Here is a 15622-nt window from a genome sequence, read left to right as displayed (position 1 = left end):
TGAAAATCAAATTTCATCGATGACTTTACGTTTTACCCGTGGTGCAATTGCGGTAAGTAGCTCGTAAGAAATAGTGCCAGCATGCTCAGCCATATTATTGGCTCCGGTATGTGCATCAAAAAAAATCACCTCATCTCCTTCTTTACAGGGGATGTCGGTAATATCAATCATTAGCATATCCATACACACATTTCCGGTAATATAGGCACGTTTTCCATGCACCAGAACAAATCCTTTTCTCATACCATATTGTCTGCTGATACCATCTGCATGCCCAATAGGAATGGTTGCAGTAATTGTTTTTTTTGTCGCTTTAAAAGCTCTGTTATAACCAAGTGTTTCTCCGGGAGCTAATTCATGTATTTGAGAGATAACCGATTTGAGTGTGGCTACAGGTTTGAGATTGACGTCATAAGTGGTATCATTTCCGTATCCATATAAACCAATTCCTGATCTGACCATTGAGAAATGAGCATCAGGATAATTTAGAATACCAGATGTATTGCATTGGTGTACGATAGGAGTATACCCAAGTGTAGCAGAAAAGGTAGCAGTTATTTTTTTGAATAGCTCAATTTGTTGTCGCGTGAAATCCCGTTCTTTATGATCTTCACTAGCTGCTAAATGAGATAAAATAGATTGTACAGAAAGAACCTTATGAGTGTTCAGTTGTTGTACGATATACGCTATGTCATCAGCAATAAATCCAAGGCGATTAAGCCCGGTGTTGAATTTTATATGAATTGGATATTCCTGTACATTATGTGAGTGCGCAGCTTCGGTAAAGCACTCAAGGATTCTTTTGCTATAGATATTGGGTTCTAATCGGTATTCTATACAGGCAGCAAAATTTACAGGTTGCGGGTGTAATACCAAGATAGGAGTGGTTATCCCTGCATTTCTCAGGACAATTCCTTCTGATACATATGCTACAGCAAAATAATCCGTACCGAGTTTCTCCAGGTGTTTAGCCAATGGAACAACATCACTACCATATCCAGAAGCTTTCACTACAGAAAGGAATTTGACTTCGGGGTGTAATTTACTTTTTAAATACTTAAAATTATGAGAAAGATGAGCTAGATTAATTTCTAGTACGGTCTCTTTGAAGTTACTCATCAGTTTTATCTTCTTTTTTGGATACTATTTTGGGGTCGTTAACGGGCATTTCATGCACCTTGTCTTTAAGCATCGCTTTGTAATAAGCGGCCCTGCTCAAAGGTTCATATTCTTCGGTTTCTCCAAGGACGACTAAATCATCTTTTTTAGATTTTCGATAGCTATATTGAGCAAGATTTCCGGTACGGGTACATACAGCATGTACTTTTGTTACATATTCTGCAGTAGCCATTAATGCAGGCATAGGACCAAAGGGATTGCCTTTAAAATCCATATCTAGACCTGCAACAATTACCCGAATTCCTTTATTAGCCAGGTCATTACATACGGAGATGATTTCATCGTCAAAGAATTGTGCCTCATCAATACCGATAACATCGCAAGTATCAGCCAGAATACGAATATTGGCAGCAGCAGGTACAGGAGTAGAACGAATTTCATTAGCATCATGAGAAACTACCATTTCATCATCATATCTGCGATCTACAGATGGTTTGAAAATTTCTACTTTTTGTTTTGCAAACTGGGCACGTTTTAGCCTGCGGATAAGTTCTTCTGTCTTACCAGAGAACATTGAACCACAGATAACTTCAATCCACCCAAATTGCTCTTTATGATTTACTGTATTTTCAAGAAACATTTTGTATTTTTCAGCGTCAATTAGAGAAATCCCTTTCTTTGTTTTAAAGACGAGGTAAATTTATTAAAAATCAACTAGGATTAGCAGTATTCTATAGAAAGTTATGAAACACTTCCAAATTATACAAGAGAGGAGTGTGAGAATACAATCAATAAAAATAGGGGCGTTAAAAATGAATAGTCAAGGATGAAAAAGAAATTGGAAGCAGAATTAATAAGTATCGCACATCGGGTATTGCAATTAAAAGGAAAGTCGGATTTGATTCAGCTTCAGGAAGAAGCAAGACAATTGTACGAGAAATTGACCATATTGTCCTTTGCAGAGCATCATTTTTCCGGTCCACAACCAACCATAGGACAGATACGGGAGGTACTGGCTGAAAAAAGCATTGAACAGACAATAACAGAAGAAAAAATTGTAGAAGAGAAACCTCCGCTACAGACACCAATCCTGACTATCGAAGAAGAAGAAGAAAAAGAAGAGGAGAAGGCAGAAACATTATTCGAATTGGAAGATGTATCTCCTATTGAAAAGCCTGATCTCCCTCAAAAAGAGGAAGAAATCGTTAATGAGGTAAAAGACGAGAGACCAGAGATTGTAATTGAGAAAATAAATGCCAGAGTTACAGAAGATCTTTTTGTTCCCGTTTCAGATAAGCAGGAAGAAGTTATTTCTTTGGAAGAAAAAGAGGATGACTATAAAAAAAATGACAAGGCATTTACAACTCCTGATCTGGAATCAGTAGCAGCTGTAGCTCCCGATGAAGACAAACAACCCTCATTAAACGATCAATTAAAAAGGGGAATTCATATAGGGTTAAATGATCGACTGGCTTTTATAAAGCATCTTTTTGAAGGAAGTTCTACAGATTATAACAGAGTACTATCTCAATTAAATACACTACATACAAAAAACGGTGCAAGACAATTTATCGATAATATGGTGAAACCCGATTATAATAATTGGGAAGGGAAAGAAGAATATGAACAGCGATTTATGGAGATAGTTACCAGTAGGTACGAATATTAAACAATGGCATGCATAAAAACAGTACATATCTAAAAATCATTTACTGGATTGCGACACTGCTTCTGAGTGGTATTATGTTATTTTCTGCTCAGATGTATTTTAGAAAGACAGAGATGGTAGAAGGTTTTTTTAGAAGCTTTCACTACCCGGATTATTTGGTAATCCCTCTGGCGATTTTAAAAATTACAGGTGTTGCAGTGATTCTAATCAATAAAATAAAGTGGTTAAAAGAATGGGCGTATGCAGGAATCTTCTTGGATTTAGTACTGGCAAGTGTAGCACATCACAAAGCAGCGCATCCTATAGGATTGTCAGTATACGCACTTGTTATTTTTGTAGTTTCCTATGTGACAGGAAAAAAAGTTAGACCGTAAATTATGTCAAAATTATATCTTGTGCCGACTCCGATAGGAAATCTGGAGGATATGACCTTTCGGGCAATTCGCATATTAAAAGAAGTAGACTTAATTCTGGCAGAAGACACCAGAACGAGTGGGAAATTATTAAAACATTTCGAAATTGTGACTCCGATGCAGAGTCACCATATGCATAATGAACATAAAACAGTAGATGCAATTATAAACAAGCTTCAGAAGGGAGAGACGATAGCGTTAATTAGCGATGCGGGAACTCCTGCAATTAGTGATCCTGGTTTTTTATTGAGCAGAGCCTGTATTAATCATGATATACCAGTAGAATGTTTACCTGGAGCTACGGCCTTTGTGCCGGCATTAGTTAATAGCGGACTCCCTAATGATAAGTTTGTCTTTGAAGGCTTCCTGCCTGTAAAAAAAGGAAGGCAAACTCGTTTAAAATTATTGGCAGAAGAAACCAGAACTATGATTTTCTACGAATCCCCACATAAACTAGTTAAGACATTATCACATTTTCAGGAGTACTTTGGAGAAGATCGTCGTGTATCAGTTTCCCGGGAGTTGACAAAGATGTATGAAGAAACGATTCGGGGAACTGTAGAAGAGGTTGTTAAGCATTATGAAAATAAGCCGCCAAAGGGAGAGATTGTTATTATTGTAGAAGGAAAAAAATAAACATAAAAAAGAAACGATGGAGTTAACATCATTTATAGAAAAACTAAAAACCTCACCTGAGAAAATTACTTTTCAGGAAACGATGGATGTAGTAGAAGCTTATTATACATTTGAACCGACTGCTTTTACCAATGGAAGTGTACACAATGAACAAGGACAAAATTCTGGATCGTGTAAATTGTTCGCATTTGCAAAAGAGAATGAGTTTTCAGAAGAAGAAACACTTTCTTGTTTTGGAGCTTATTATAGAGATGATGTATTACAACATCCGGAAGGGGATGATCATCAGAATATTCGGAATTTTATTAAAACAGGCTGGGAAGGTGTGAAATTTGAGCAACAAGCCCTTCAAAAAAAATAATTCATAAAAAACACTTCTAATTATATAATTTTACTGACGGCCGTTATTGCTTATGCATTATGGCAGCTTCCGTACTTTGGTTGGATACAGTACCCGTTTCTGTTATTAGGAACCTGGTTTCACGAAATGGGACACGGATTGACTGCGGTATTAATTGGTGGGGATTTTCAGTATTTAGAGATTTTTGAAAGTGGAGGAGGTGTTGCTTATTTCAGTCTGGAAGACAGCTACCTGCCATATAAAACAGGATTGGCATTAACTGCTGCCGGGGGATTGTTAGGTCCCGCAATATCGGGAGCCGTACTGATTGCTTCGGCAAAAAAACAACGAAGTGCAGCAATTATGCTGAGAATATTAATCGGCATGATGATCTTGTCAGTATTCATTTGGATTCGTTCTTTTTGGGGATTGGTGGTGATGACTGCTTTTATTGTTTTTTTATTAGTTATTGTCTGGCTTAAAAACAGAAAACTAGAAGTAATTACTACTTTGTTCTTAGGAATACAGTGTGTCCTTAGTACATATCTACAATTAGACTATTTGTTTACCAAAGAATTCGAACGAGACCGGGATCTACAGATATCAGACACCGAAATGATTGCTCAAAATACTTTTGGAACTTATTGGTTTTGGGCTATTCTGATTATAATTATTACTGTATTTCTTTTCTATAAAAGCTATAGGTATTATATAAAAAAATAGATAAAAAGAATAAAAACGAATAGATATGCCACATTTTGTTATCGATTGTTCAAAAAATATATTGAAGAGTCAGGAAGAAGAAACTGTTTTGAAAGAAGTATATCAGGTGACAAAGGATTCTGGTTTATTTGATGCGAATGATATCAAAGTAAGAATGCGACCTTTTGATACCTTTTCCGTTGGAGGAACCAATACAGATTTTATCCATGTTTTTGCGGATATTATGGAAGGAAGATCAACGGAACAAAAAGCAGCGCTTTCTAAAGCCGTGGTCAAAAAACTAAAACAATTGTTTCCTGAAGTTTCTTTTATTGCAATGAATATAAGGGATTTTGAAAAAGCAACCTATTGCAATTTGGGGATGATTTAATAAAAAAACGGTTTGGAAAAAAATAGCCCAAACCGTTTTTTATCTTTTAGATGTGTTTTCCTTTTTCCCATCCGTGTTTTCCCAGATATTTTTCTCCGGACTCTACAGCACCATCTTCAATGCTTGTTCCCATTGAATCATTCCATCGGTTTAGATAACCAAATAAAGAAATTACTCCCAGCATCTCTACAATTTCTCCTTCATCCCAATATTTGTGAAGTTCTTCTTTTATTTTTTGATCAACAGCGTTAGGAACAATAGAAGCAGCTAAAGAGAAATCCAGTGCTGCTCTTTCAGCATCGCTAAATGCAGGATGTGTTTTGTAATCCCAGATATTATCCAGTTGCTCCTGCTCTGCTCCGTAGCGTTCAGCTGCTCGGATAGCATGTGCCTGACAATATCGGCATCCAGTCGCATTACTACTTACCCAAGCAATCATTCGCTTTAAGGCAGAAGTAACCCTCCCTTCATTCGCCATAACTGCTTTGTTGAGGTTGATAAAAGCTTTGGATATAGCAGGTCTTCTTTGCATTGTCAATACAGAATTTGGACAGAACCCCAAGGTTTCGTTAAAAAATTCGGCAAGTTCTTTTGTTTCTATATCATGATCTGGTGATAATGGTGTTACTAATGGCATTTTGGTTATATTTTAATAAAGAGTTTTATAAATTTTTTAAAAGTACCTAATTTATAAAAGTCTGCCGATATAGACGGTATAAGAGATGATTTTTTGTACTTTGTGTCTCTGTAATAGCTCGAATTCACGCAATACATGAGATGGACAATCGCTCCGGCACCTGATAGAGAAAAAGTTACCGAACTGGCACATGCTTTGAATGTTAGTTCAGTTATAGCATCCTTACTGGTGCAACGAGGAATTGATTCCTTTGAAAAAGCAAAACAATTTTTCAGACCTTCTTTAGAAGACCTTCATGATCCTTTTTTAATGAAGGATATGGAATTAGCTGTTCACAGAATAGAAAAAGCAATTGAGGAAGGAGAAAATATATTGGTATATGGAGATTATGATGTAGATGGAACAACATCTGTAGCCTTAATGTCTTCGTACTTAGAAACCGTGTCTGATCGGATAGCGACCTATATTCCGGATCGCTATTCAGAAGGGTATGGAGTTTCTTATCAGGGAATTGATTATGCTTCGGATAATGATATAAGCCTTATTATCGCGTTGGACTGCGGTATAAAAGCAATTGATAAAATTGCCTATGCTAATGAAAAAGGAATTGATTTTATCATTTGTGATCATCATAGACCCGGGCATGAAATACCAGAGGCAGTAGCTGTTTTAGATCCCAAAAGAGAAGATTGTAATTATCCTTATAAAGAACTCTGTGGTTGCGGAGTCGGGTTTAAATTAATTCAGGCATTGTCGGTAAGAAGAGGAGCTTCTATAGAGACTGTAACTCCTTATCTGGATTTAGTTGCTACGGCTATTGGAGCTGATATTGTTCCTATTACAGGGGAGAACAGGATTTTGGCATTTTATGGACTTCAGGTAATTAACACGGCGCCAAGAGCTGGGTTTAGAGCAATGTTATCTCAGGTAAAAAAAGAAACCTTAACCATTACAGATGTAGTATTTACACTAGCTCCTAGGATTAATGCGGCAGGAAGAATGAAACATGGGCTGTATGCAGTGTATTTACTAAAGGAAAAAGAATATGATACCGCATTGCAGTTTGCATCAGAAATAGAAGTTTACAATAGTGAACGAAAAGCGACAGATCATTCCATTACAGAAGAAGCACTTCTTCAAATTGATAAGAATTCAGAAAAAGATCGATTTACCACTGTTGTCTATGATGAGCACTGGCATAAGGGAGTAATTGGAATTGTAGCTTCCAGATTAATTGAAACTTATTACAGACCTACATTGGTTTTTACCAAAAGTGGAGAGAAGCTTGCGGCATCTGCCAGATCTGTAAAAGGGTTTGATGTTTATAATGCTTTGGAAAATTGTACAGATCATATTGAGCAATTCGGAGGTCATAAATACGCAGCAGGTCTGACACTAAAGGAAGAAAAATACGAAGCTTTTAAAGCAAAATTTGAAGAAGTAGTTGCTACTACCATTGATAAGCAATTGCTAATCCCGGAAGTATCGATCGATATGCCATTGGATATAGAAGAAATAACCCCAAAAATGTATCGTATTCTAAGACAGTTTGCTCCTTTTGGTCCAGGTAATATGGCACCGGTTTTTATGACTAATGATGTGATAGATACCGGGTATGGAAAGCCAGTTGGCGCAGATGAAAAACACCTCAAATGTACTATTGCTAAAAATGGCAAACAATTTGGAGCTATTGGTTTTGGACTAGGAAAGCATCATGAAATTATTAAAAATAGACAACGATTTAAAGTGGCTTATACATTGGATAAGAATGAATGGAATGGCAATGTATCGCTACAATTAAAGCTGAAGGATATAAAATAATTTGTTTTTATTTAGATTTATTATAAATAGTTGTTATTTTTGGTTCAAAATTTATGAATTGGAATGAGCGCGATTGATAAGATATACAGTAACAATTTTGGAATGTCTTTTTATTGGAAAAAAGAAATGGAAACATCAATACCCAAAATTCAATTGATATTCAGGGATATAGGTTTTCTTCTTACGCTCAATGAATTAAAAGACTTCTCTCATTTTTGCGAAAAAACAGTAGCCTCTCATTGTTGTAGTCAGTGTCCGGGGCAGGAACATTGCAGATCTTTATTACTTAGAACACCTTCTAATAAAATAGATTTAGCTGTTAGTAAATCTGAAATTCATCAAATTCATGAATTAATCAATGGAACTATTTTTAGAGTAGAGCTCAAAACCTGGGTAAAAAACCTGAGCCTTAATTAAAAGCTCTATAGTTGATTTGCCCTCAGAAAACGTGTGATTGCTACACTGATTTTTTCAGCTTTTGTCTCCTGAATAAAATGCTTTTCATTGAGTAACTTAATATTTTCCGGGGCAACCTTCAGATGATTTATGATCTTTTCCTTTTGTGGTTCCCATTGTAGCATGGAATCATTTTTACCCCAAATAACAGCCACGGGGATAGAAATTTTTTGAAAAACAGCTGTATAATCAGGCAGGTCATTGCAGGTTTTTGAAAAGAAATAGTACATTCCTTTTGTTTTTCCTTCTAATAAGGGAGTTTTGTACCCTTCAATATCTTTTTTGGTTAAGGTATTGTTTTCAATTCCAGCTTTGAATAAACCGTTGAGTAGCATATTAGTGGTAATACCATTGCGATAAGACCACATCGCGGTTTTAGCCAGGAAACCGGGTTTCATCCGTATAGGAGGAGTGAACCCTTCTTCAAAAACGATCGTATTCAGTAAAATTAATCTATTAATGCGTTGTGGAGCTTGCGCTAAAAGCTCCCAGGTCCACAACCCTCCTGCATCATGCATGACATGTGCCCAGTTATCAATTTTCAGAAAATCCATAAGTGCTAGTAATCGCTGACTGTGATGCTTACTGCTATAAAGTTCATAACCTGTTGGAGAATCACTAGCCCCAAAGCCCAGCATATCCGGGACGATTACTCTATATCCATTCTTCACTAATGGAGTAATCATTTTTCGATATAACCACCCCGAAGAAGGAACTCCGTGAAGAAGTAAAATAACCGGACCACTACCTTGATCAATATATTTAATAAGACCGTCTGCAGAGGGATAGGATTTTTGTAGTTGTCTAAAAGAAGAATAGGTCATTGGCTGTGTTGTTGTTTTCGTAGTACTACTATAAGGTTTACAACTGATGATCAGAATTCCTATAAGAAGGAAAAAGAAGCTGTTTTTCATAATATGAGTTGCTTTTTTATATACAAGATACGATACATCAACTGTATATCTTTGATTTTCTGTCGTGTAAAAAACAGCAACATTACTTTTTAGCATTGTTTTTGACTTCGATCAGCATTTGATCCAGCTTTTTTCTATCAAGTCAGGTTTCTTGAGGTACAACTGTATGAATTATTAGATACCCCCAATCTCTACTAAAGCTTTTGTTATAAAGGATGATAAAAAGCTAATTTTTTTTCATTTATAATAAAAGGTCACAGGGTTTTTGTAATTGTGATTGTTTTTTGATTAAAGGTAATCAGGTCTCCGGCCTGTTTTCCGATAAGTAATTTTCCAATAGGCGTATCAGGAGCAATTGCATAAAACTGCTCATTTTCTAATTGTAGGACTCCGGCAGATATACTGATATAATAATTAGCCTGCGTTGTATACACAACACTTCCAAGACGAATATTCACGGTGTCAGAAGTGGTACTTACTTTTGCTAGGATCTGTTGTAGTTTTTGTATTTCGGCAAGTTGATGACCCGCTTTTTCCCGTTCTAACTGGAGCATAGCTCTCCCGGTTTCGTGTTTATCTCCAGCAGTACTTTTTGTTTCGGAAGTGAGAGATTCCTGAATGTCAGCTATTTTATTTTTTATACGAGAGACTCTTTCATCAATATATTGCTGACAACGAGCCAGTAGCTCTTTTTTAATAGATTCAGGTATCATATTTATTCATTTGGTAATACGAAGGTACCATAATTAGCCATCTGCCGGGCAATCCATTGTTGTCTTTTTTGGATGTAGGGAGAAGCGGGAAATGCAATGTACTTTCTTGGATTAGGGAGAATGGCTGCAATGGCAGTAGCTTCTTTTTTAGATAGTGCTGATGCCGGTTTGTTAAACCAAAATAAAGCAGCAGCTTGTGCTCCATATACCTCATTTCCCATTTCAATACTATTTAGGTATACTTCCAGAATGCGTTCTTTATCCCATAGGAGTTCGATCAGGAAAGTAAAATAAGTTTCTAACCCCTTTCGAATCCAGCTTCGATCAGACCATAAAAATACATTTTTGGCGGTTTGCTGTGAAATGGTACTGGCACCTCTCATTCTTTTTTTGCCCTGATTATTTTCGATTACTTTTCGTATTGCAGCGGTATCAAAACCTGTATGGGATATAAATTTTTGATCCTCACTACAGATTACTGCTAATTGTAGGTTTTTAGAAATTTTATCCAGCGGTACCCATTGGTGTCGTATCGTTTTGCTGTCAGAGTTGATATATCGGATTATCATTAGTGGGGTTATAGGGACAGCAACCCATTTATATAAAGAAACCCAAGCAACACTAAGAACAAGGAAGTAAAAAAGAATGCGATATATAAAACCTGCAATTTTTTTCAAGGTGGAGTATGGTTTATTGGCGTCGCCAAAGAGGATGATACCTCAAGGCTTGCCTTGAAATTGAAAATTTGTTTCTAACGAATGCCTCGTGGATTTGCCTCAAGGTATTTTACTAAATCGGAAAATTACATAATTATTTGATGAGATTCATTCCCCGTTTATGCGAATGTAAGTTTTTATATCAGGTCTGCTAACTCTTTTCCTACCAAACTACCGATAGCAACTCCCATTCCTCCCAGACGGACACCGCAGTACACTCGATCAGATAAAGGGTGTACTATTGACTTTTTTTGATCTCCAACCCCCATAATACCACTCCAGGAATGTGCTATTTCTGTAGTATATTCTGGTAAGATAGTATGGTGTAGTAATTCGGAAAGTGCATTGATAATAGTAGATGTAACCTCCATATTGGTAGTCTCTTCTCCCTTAAAATCGAGATTTCTTCCTCCTCCTAGAAGGATTCGATTATCTATATTTCTAAAGTAGTAATATCCTTTATCCAAATGAAAGGTCCCTTTAATCTTTAGATTGGGAATAGGTTTGCTGATAATAACTTGCGCTCTGGCGGGCTTTACATTCGGAATGTCGAATGACGAAGCAAATCCATTTGTAGCAATACACAGTTTTTTTGTTTTGAATTCAAAATTGGGGGTATAGACAGAAACATGTTCTTGCGATTCCTGATAATGAGATACGGAAGAAGATGTGAGCAGTAAGATATGAGCTTCATGGGCTTTTTTTAGCAAGGCTCTCATCATGCTGCCTGTATTGATCTGTCCTTCAAATTTATTATAGATATAGGATGGTTGAATGTTTTTAAAACCAAAAACATTATCAGTAACAGAAAAAACATCTTCTTTAAAAATTTCCTTTAAGAGCGTGTTTATATATGATAGTTTGGATTGGCACTCTTCATACAAAGACTCATCATTATGGGTAAAGAGTTCATAGCCTCCATAGGAGCGGTATTCTATAGCAGTATCCCCCAGGGTATTCCTCAAAATTTGTAATCCGTGATTTCTTTTGTAAACCAATTGAAGTACTTCTTCTTCTGAATGTGTTTTGAGATCATCTAAGAGTTCAGAAATACTTCCAAAGCAGGCAAAACCGGCATTTTTAGTACTGGCGCCATTTGGCAGCACTCCTTTTTCTAATACGAGAATTTTGGCTGTCGGGTATTTTTCTCTCAGTTGAAGGGCGCAATTTAACCCTACAATCCCACTTCCTATAATGGTATAATCAATATCAGTTAACCATGTTTTTGTCTCCCAATAACTTAGTTGCATTCTTTTTTAAAAGTTGTGTAAGTGCATTTATTTCTTTGTTATTAAAAGTAATCATTCCATCGATATAGAGGCGATTATCGCTCACTTTTTTTCCTATAAGATGGATTTTTTCTATAGATGCTCCATAGGATTGTACTGGGTTTGGTAATTCATGGATCAATGGAGGAAGATGGATATATAATTTCAGGAATGCTGTAGATGCAATTCTTTTATCAATGGGTTTTTTGAAGGTTTTTGTGGTGCTAATGACAAAATCTTTTTCTGTTTGCTGCGCATAGAAATGATACATGGGGGCATCTGCAATACGATGATCCTTAGTGAGGAGCTGTTGATTTTTTAGATATGATAGCACGTTACTATTGTTTTTTATAGGGATATCTATCTGCAGGGAAGGAACTTTTTTTTCCTGTAGGCTAACCTTTGCTGTTTTTTCAAAATTATCATTGTATTCGTAGCGAATGATACTATCTTGTTGTGTAGTGAAGCCATGCATTCTCAGAAATAAGTGATGCTGTAATGAGGTGAGCAGAGAATCTTGTGAAACAAGGTGGTTCTTCCAGGAAATTTGAGTGTCTTTTTCCTTTTTTTTAAGGTGTGCAGCCAGAAATAATTGTATTGGAGTGGTCCTGTCAAATTCGGGGATTTCGGTAGTGGTACTATATTCAATATCCGGATGCGGAGGGAAAGTACCATTTAGTGCTATTTGCCCTTTGGTAGCATCCAGCGAAAAATATCCGCCTGCCAGGGATGCGAATTGGAGATGATGTTCTTTTTCTTTTAGTTTTTTAAATAAGGGAGCATTGGGAGTTAGGTAATGTCCTTCAGTAAGAATCTGACTGAATATGGAAGTGATATCTTCTTTTTGAAAAGAGTATGCTAGTACTATGGTATTGTGTAAATAAGCCATGGATATGGTTCTTTTCTCATTGGTTTTTAGGAAAAAAGAAGTCGATTCAGACTGAATATTTACTTGTAGTTTTTGACTTAAAAAAGAAACAGCCTCTTCGATATTAACAGCTTTTAAGGTGCAAAAAATCGTTTTTGGAGCTTTGGGAACTGTATAAAAAAAGATATTTGCAGGAATTCGTAGTCCATTGGATGTAGTACTTATTCTAATGGTGTTACCTTCTTCAGTATCTTTTTTGGAGTATTGTACATCATCTATTAGCAATGTTTTTGCGACTTCGCAAACATCTACTTTGACAATCCTATTGGCATCGGCATGTACAACAAATTTATAGGATCTCGATTGCCAGTTTTTATACAAGATAACAAACACTACTCCAAGAAGGAGTAGTGCAATAAAAAGGTGTGTTTTATATCTTTTCACAGAGATTTAACTTACTGTTGATTAAAATATTGTGTGATATAAGTTGTTTGTTGGTATTCTTTTTAAGGAATCAATATTTGGTCATTTCCTCCAGAAACCTGAACAAATATTGCAGACCGTTTTTGTCTGCTTTAGGGACCGTTGTTTTGAGCTCTAGTGTTACAGCATTATTACGAATTTTTGATGAGGTAAGAATAAGGTTTTCGACGTTGTCATACAGGTATTGATACTTCTTTTTTCTTTGCTCGTTGTTTTCAATGCTACTCATTAGGTTTATCATTTTTTTGCTATCAACGAAAACAGAGAGATTATTGTTTTTTAATATTTTTTTATGCGTATTCGATATTGAAACTGTCGTAGGAAGTACTCTTTCTAGTGAGCTTCCAACAGCGATGACCCCGTTTTTGATCGTTACATAGATATCGAATGGAAGTTTTTTATTCTTGATGATGTATGCTCCATTTTTATAGGTTACATACTCTTTCTTTTTTCCTAAGTCTAATAATTTGTGAAGTAGCTTTGTGTCTTCTGAAGAAAAAAGAAATTGAAAATCAGGAACTTGTTCGGATCGTTTTTTTACAGTTTCTATTCGATTAAAATTATCATCATACTCATACGAAGTATGATCAACTTGTTTTTCTAATGTATCATATAATACTAAAAGGATATCGCCTTTAATGACTTTGTCAATGGCTTCTTCGTCTAATACAAGGGAAATTAGTTCTATAAAAAAGGACATTTCTTGTAAATAAGAACCTAAGAGAGGTCGATTAATGATTTTAGGGTACTCTTTTAGTACTGCTTGAGTGTTAATTGCATAGGATAAATATGCAGTCATCTCTTGTTCGTTTATGTACTTAAAAAAACGACTGTTGATTTTTCGATTACTCATTTTTTTAAAACTTTTCCCCATTTCGTCTCCCATATGAGTTGTAGCTGTAATTTTTATTTCTGAATCCTCTAGGTATAAATTTGCAGCGAAACTTTGTCTATCATAAACAGAAAAGCTCAATTGTTTCAATAATATATCGTAATGAGACCTGGGCGCATCTTTAAGTATATGTGATTGATACAGGTTTTGGTAATCAGAAACCCATACAGATACTTCTGCTTTTTTAATGTAATTTTTCTGATATTCTTTGTTGGCTACAATGGATTTTTCCAGGCTATTATTAGAAAAGATGGTTTTTGCCTTATTGAGAATAAAAGCATATTCGATTTCTTTCTTATGATCATAATTCTTAAAAGGATAGTAAACACGGTCTTTGTAATGATACTCTTCTTTTGGTTTAGTTAATAAACCATTTCGTTCTTTGACAGCCTGTTGATCGAAGTATTTGTTAGTTAATTTCCCTTCAATATATAATACCATGGAGTCGTCCCAAAGAAATACTGGTTTTTCAAATTTATACCATGCATGTAGGTTTCCAATTTTTTTTACTTTTTGTGGATTAGTAAAATGTGCTTCGAATTTTTTGACATCCTTTAATGGGATTAAAGAACAATGATATGTAATACTATCAGTTACCTGATAGAAATAATAAGCACTAGCAGTAAAATCGATTCCTAATTCTGAGATGGAAGATGTCTGTAATTTACTTTTTCTAGAAATCTCTTTTAGTAGTTTTTTTCCAGGTTTCGTATTGTCTAATTCATGGATGCTTAGGAGGTCTGTTATGTTTTTTCCTTTTATAGTGGCAACAATATTTGCAGTTTTAGGGATTTTAGTAGCCAAGTCCTGTGCTTGTATCCCTAAAAAAACAAGACAAAGGATAAAAGTGATATAGTAATTATTCATCAGAAAAAATAAATTAGAGTTGTATAGTGTTGTTTATTATGGCAGTTCCGTTGATCAGTTCTGTTATGGTATTTCGCAACATAATCGCTTTGCCTGTTTTGGATACCCGAGCTTTTTTATTCGTAAAAGAGGTAATCTTTTTTGGAAACCGATAAATCGAAGTATAGATGGCACCTGTAAATACTTCCTGGTTATCCTGAGATAATTTTTTGTATTGATTGTGTATTTCCGGGTCGTAGGTAAATTTTTTTGTAAACCGATTGTCACTAGAGGAATATGCGTATGTTAAGTTGACATTGGAGATCGTTTTTTGTTTTTTTAATGCCTCTCTGGTGATAGTACTGATGGTCGCAATATTGTCAAAAGAACAATGTATGGAGAATATGTAATTGTCGAAATCTTCTTTTTTCCGGACATTGGTAATACCGGGAGTTTTTTTGATGTATGTCTCAATTTCTGAAATACCTTTTTGAATATCGGACTTAGAAGGAACTTTATAACTATTGATACTGTCCAATAGCATTATGGAAGTTATTTTAGTTTTGCTCTGACTTAGATTTACGGTTAGGGTGTATTCTCCTGTACCATCTTCATGGATGTTGGCTTCTTCCAGAACTTCAAAACAAGAAGTTAGGGTTAATAACAGACATAATAGCCCCGTATAATATATTCTTTGTCGCATCGATAGAGGGTGTTTGTGATGAGATTCGGAAGGTG

The 15622-nt window shown here is 35.6% G+C and carries 18 protein-coding genes; 8 read left to right on the top strand and 10 right to left on the bottom strand.

The window, feature by feature from the left end:
- Window positions 1–6 precede the first annotated feature (6 nt).
- Together alr and HN014_RS06600 are read right to left on the bottom strand one after the other, a co-directional pair.
- A complete protein-coding gene (alr, locus tag HN014_RS06605; protein ID WP_176028094.1) occupies window positions 7–1119 on the bottom strand; it encodes an alanine racemase in 1113 nt (370 codons plus the stop codon).
- A complete protein-coding gene (locus tag HN014_RS06600; protein WP_176028093.1) occupies window positions 1112–1759 on the bottom strand; it encodes a thymidine kinase in 648 nt (215 codons plus the stop codon). Before HN014_RS06600 ends, alr begins: the two co-directional genes overlap by 8 nt.
- Window positions 1760–1945: 186 nt before the next feature.
- Between HN014_RS06600 and HN014_RS06595 the strand changes: the two genes are divergently transcribed.
- The 6 genes from HN014_RS06595 to HN014_RS06570 are packed head-to-tail and all read left to right on the top strand — an operon-like array spanning window position 1946 to window position 5270.
- Entirely contained in the window at window positions 1946–2788 is an 843-nt protein-coding gene (locus tag HN014_RS06595) for a hypothetical protein (RefSeq protein WP_176028092.1), read from the top strand.
- Window positions 2789–2796: 8 nt separating this feature from the next.
- Window positions 2797–3162, top strand: coding sequence for a DoxX family protein (locus HN014_RS06590; RefSeq protein WP_176028091.1), 366 nt, complete (start codon window positions 2797–2799; stop codon window positions 3160–3162).
- Window positions 3163–3165: 3 nt separating this feature from the next.
- Complete coding sequence (gene rsmI / locus HN014_RS06585; protein WP_176028090.1) at window positions 3166–3837, top strand: 16S rRNA (cytidine(1402)-2'-O)-methyltransferase; 672 nt, start codon at window positions 3166–3168, stop codon at window positions 3835–3837.
- A 16-nt stretch (window positions 3838–3853) separates the two neighbouring features.
- Complete coding sequence (locus HN014_RS06580; protein WP_176028089.1) at window positions 3854–4198, top strand: HopJ type III effector protein; 345 nt, start codon at window positions 3854–3856, stop codon at window positions 4196–4198.
- Window positions 4199–4201: 3 nt separating this feature from the next.
- Window positions 4202–4900, top strand: a complete 699-nt coding sequence (locus tag HN014_RS06575; RefSeq protein ID WP_176031052.1) for a M50 family metallopeptidase — start codon at window positions 4202–4204, stop codon at window positions 4898–4900.
- A 25-nt stretch (window positions 4901–4925) separates the two neighbouring features.
- Entirely contained in the window at window positions 4926–5270 is a 345-nt protein-coding gene (locus tag HN014_RS06570) for a 5-carboxymethyl-2-hydroxymuconate Delta-isomerase (RefSeq protein WP_176028088.1), read from the top strand.
- Window positions 5271–5316: 46 nt separating this feature from the next.
- Here the strand turns inward: HN014_RS06570 and HN014_RS06565 are convergent, their stop codons facing one another.
- Window positions 5317–5907: a carboxymuconolactone decarboxylase family protein gene (locus tag HN014_RS06565; RefSeq protein ID WP_176028087.1), complete on the bottom strand. Its 591-nt coding sequence runs from the start codon at window positions 5905–5907 to the stop codon at window positions 5317–5319.
- Between the two features lie 135 nt (window positions 5908–6042).
- Here HN014_RS06565 and recJ point away from each other — a divergent pair, with 135 nt between their 5' ends.
- A complete protein-coding gene (gene recJ / locus HN014_RS06560) occupies window positions 6043–7728 on the top strand; it encodes a single-stranded-DNA-specific exonuclease RecJ (protein ID WP_176028086.1) in 1686 nt (561 codons plus the stop codon).
- Window positions 7729–7791: 63 nt separating this feature from the next.
- A complete protein-coding gene (locus HN014_RS06555) occupies window positions 7792–8145 on the top strand; it encodes a hypothetical protein (protein WP_176028085.1) in 354 nt (117 codons plus the stop codon).
- Window positions 8146–8150: 5 nt separating this feature from the next.
- Here the strand turns inward: HN014_RS06555 and HN014_RS06550 are convergent, their stop codons facing one another.
- The 7 genes from HN014_RS06550 to HN014_RS06520 all read right to left on the bottom strand — a co-directional run bounded on the left by HN014_RS06550 (window position 8151) and on the right by HN014_RS06520 (window position 15587).
- Window positions 8151–9194, bottom strand: a complete 1044-nt coding sequence (locus tag HN014_RS06550; protein ID WP_254884111.1) for an alpha/beta fold hydrolase — start codon at window positions 9192–9194, stop codon at window positions 8151–8153.
- Between the two features lie 158 nt (window positions 9195–9352).
- A complete protein-coding gene (locus tag HN014_RS06545; protein WP_176028084.1) occupies window positions 9353–9811 on the bottom strand; it encodes a 3-oxoacyl-ACP synthase in 459 nt (152 codons plus the stop codon).
- A 2-nt stretch (window positions 9812–9813) separates the two neighbouring features.
- Window positions 9814–10488 carry a monofunctional biosynthetic peptidoglycan transglycosylase gene (mtgA, locus tag HN014_RS06540; protein WP_176028083.1) on the bottom strand — a complete coding sequence of 225 codons (675 nt, stop codon included), beginning with the start codon at window positions 10486–10488 and terminating at the stop codon, window positions 9814–9816.
- Window positions 10489–10664: 176 nt separating this feature from the next.
- Window positions 10665–11777 carry an FAD-binding oxidoreductase gene (locus HN014_RS06535; protein ID WP_176028082.1) on the bottom strand — a complete coding sequence of 371 codons (1113 nt, stop codon included), beginning with the start codon at window positions 11775–11777 and terminating at the stop codon, window positions 10665–10667.
- A complete protein-coding gene (locus HN014_RS06530) occupies window positions 11737–13107 on the bottom strand; it encodes a hypothetical protein (RefSeq protein WP_176028081.1) in 1371 nt (456 codons plus the stop codon). The genes HN014_RS06535 and HN014_RS06530 overlap by 41 nt, the downstream gene beginning before the upstream one ends.
- A 70-nt stretch (window positions 13108–13177) precedes the next feature.
- Window positions 13178–14905 carry a hypothetical protein gene (locus HN014_RS06525; RefSeq protein ID WP_176028080.1) on the bottom strand — a complete coding sequence of 576 codons (1728 nt, stop codon included), beginning with the start codon at window positions 14903–14905 and terminating at the stop codon, window positions 13178–13180.
- A gap of 13 nt (window positions 14906–14918) precedes the next feature.
- Window positions 14919–15587, bottom strand: coding sequence for a hypothetical protein (locus tag HN014_RS06520; protein ID WP_176028079.1), 669 nt, complete (start codon window positions 15585–15587; stop codon window positions 14919–14921).
- Between the last annotated feature and the right edge of the window lie 35 nt (window positions 15588–15622).

The organism is Aquimarina sp. TRL1 (assembly GCF_013365535.1).
GTDB lineage: Bacteria > Bacteroidota > Bacteroidia > Flavobacteriales > Flavobacteriaceae > Aquimarina > Aquimarina hainanensis.
This window is presented reverse-complemented; position numbering and strand designations above follow the sequence as displayed.

Excerpts from the sequence above, each read along its gene's own strand:
- HN014_RS06570 (WP_176028088.1), top strand. The coding sequence starts at position 4,926 with ATGCCACATTTTGTTATCGATTGTTCAAAAAATATATTGAAGAGTCAG.
- HN014_RS06555 (WP_176028085.1), top strand. The coding sequence starts at position 7,792 with ATGAGCGCGATTGATAAGATATACAGTAACAATTTTGGAATGTCTTTT.
- HN014_RS06590 (WP_176028091.1), top strand. The coding sequence starts at position 2,797 with ATGCATAAAAACAGTACATATCTAAAAATCATTTACTGGATTGCGACA.
- HN014_RS06550 (WP_254884111.1), bottom strand. The coding sequence starts at position 9,194 with ATGCTAAAAAGTAATGTTGCTGTTTTTTACACGACAGAAAATCAAAGA.
- rsmI (WP_176028090.1), top strand. The coding sequence starts at position 3,166 with ATGTCAAAATTATATCTTGTGCCGACTCCGATAGGAAATCTGGAGGAT.
- HN014_RS06520 (WP_176028079.1), bottom strand. The coding sequence starts at position 15,587 with ATGCGACAAAGAATATATTATACGGGGCTATTATGTCTGTTATTAACC.
- HN014_RS06580 (WP_176028089.1), top strand. The coding sequence starts at position 3,854 with ATGGAGTTAACATCATTTATAGAAAAACTAAAAACCTCACCTGAGAAA.
- HN014_RS06595 (WP_176028092.1), top strand. The coding sequence starts at position 1,946 with ATGAAAAAGAAATTGGAAGCAGAATTAATAAGTATCGCACATCGGGTA.
- alr (WP_176028094.1), bottom strand. The coding sequence starts at position 1,119 with ATGAGTAACTTCAAAGAGACCGTACTAGAAATTAATCTAGCTCATCTT.
- HN014_RS06565 (WP_176028087.1), bottom strand. The coding sequence starts at position 5,907 with ATGCCATTAGTAACACCATTATCACCAGATCATGATATAGAAACAAAA.
- HN014_RS06525 (WP_176028080.1), bottom strand. The coding sequence starts at position 14,905 with ATGAATAATTACTATATCACTTTTATCCTTTGTCTTGTTTTTTTAGGG.
- HN014_RS06600 (WP_176028093.1), bottom strand. The coding sequence starts at position 1,759 with ATGTTTCTTGAAAATACAGTAAATCATAAAGAGCAATTTGGGTGGATT.
- recJ (WP_176028086.1), top strand. The coding sequence starts at position 6,043 with ATGAGATGGACAATCGCTCCGGCACCTGATAGAGAAAAAGTTACCGAA.
- HN014_RS06545 (WP_176028084.1), bottom strand. The coding sequence starts at position 9,811 with ATGATACCTGAATCTATTAAAAAAGAGCTACTGGCTCGTTGTCAGCAA.
- HN014_RS06535 (WP_176028082.1), bottom strand. The coding sequence starts at position 11,777 with ATGCAACTAAGTTATTGGGAGACAAAAACATGGTTAACTGATATTGAT.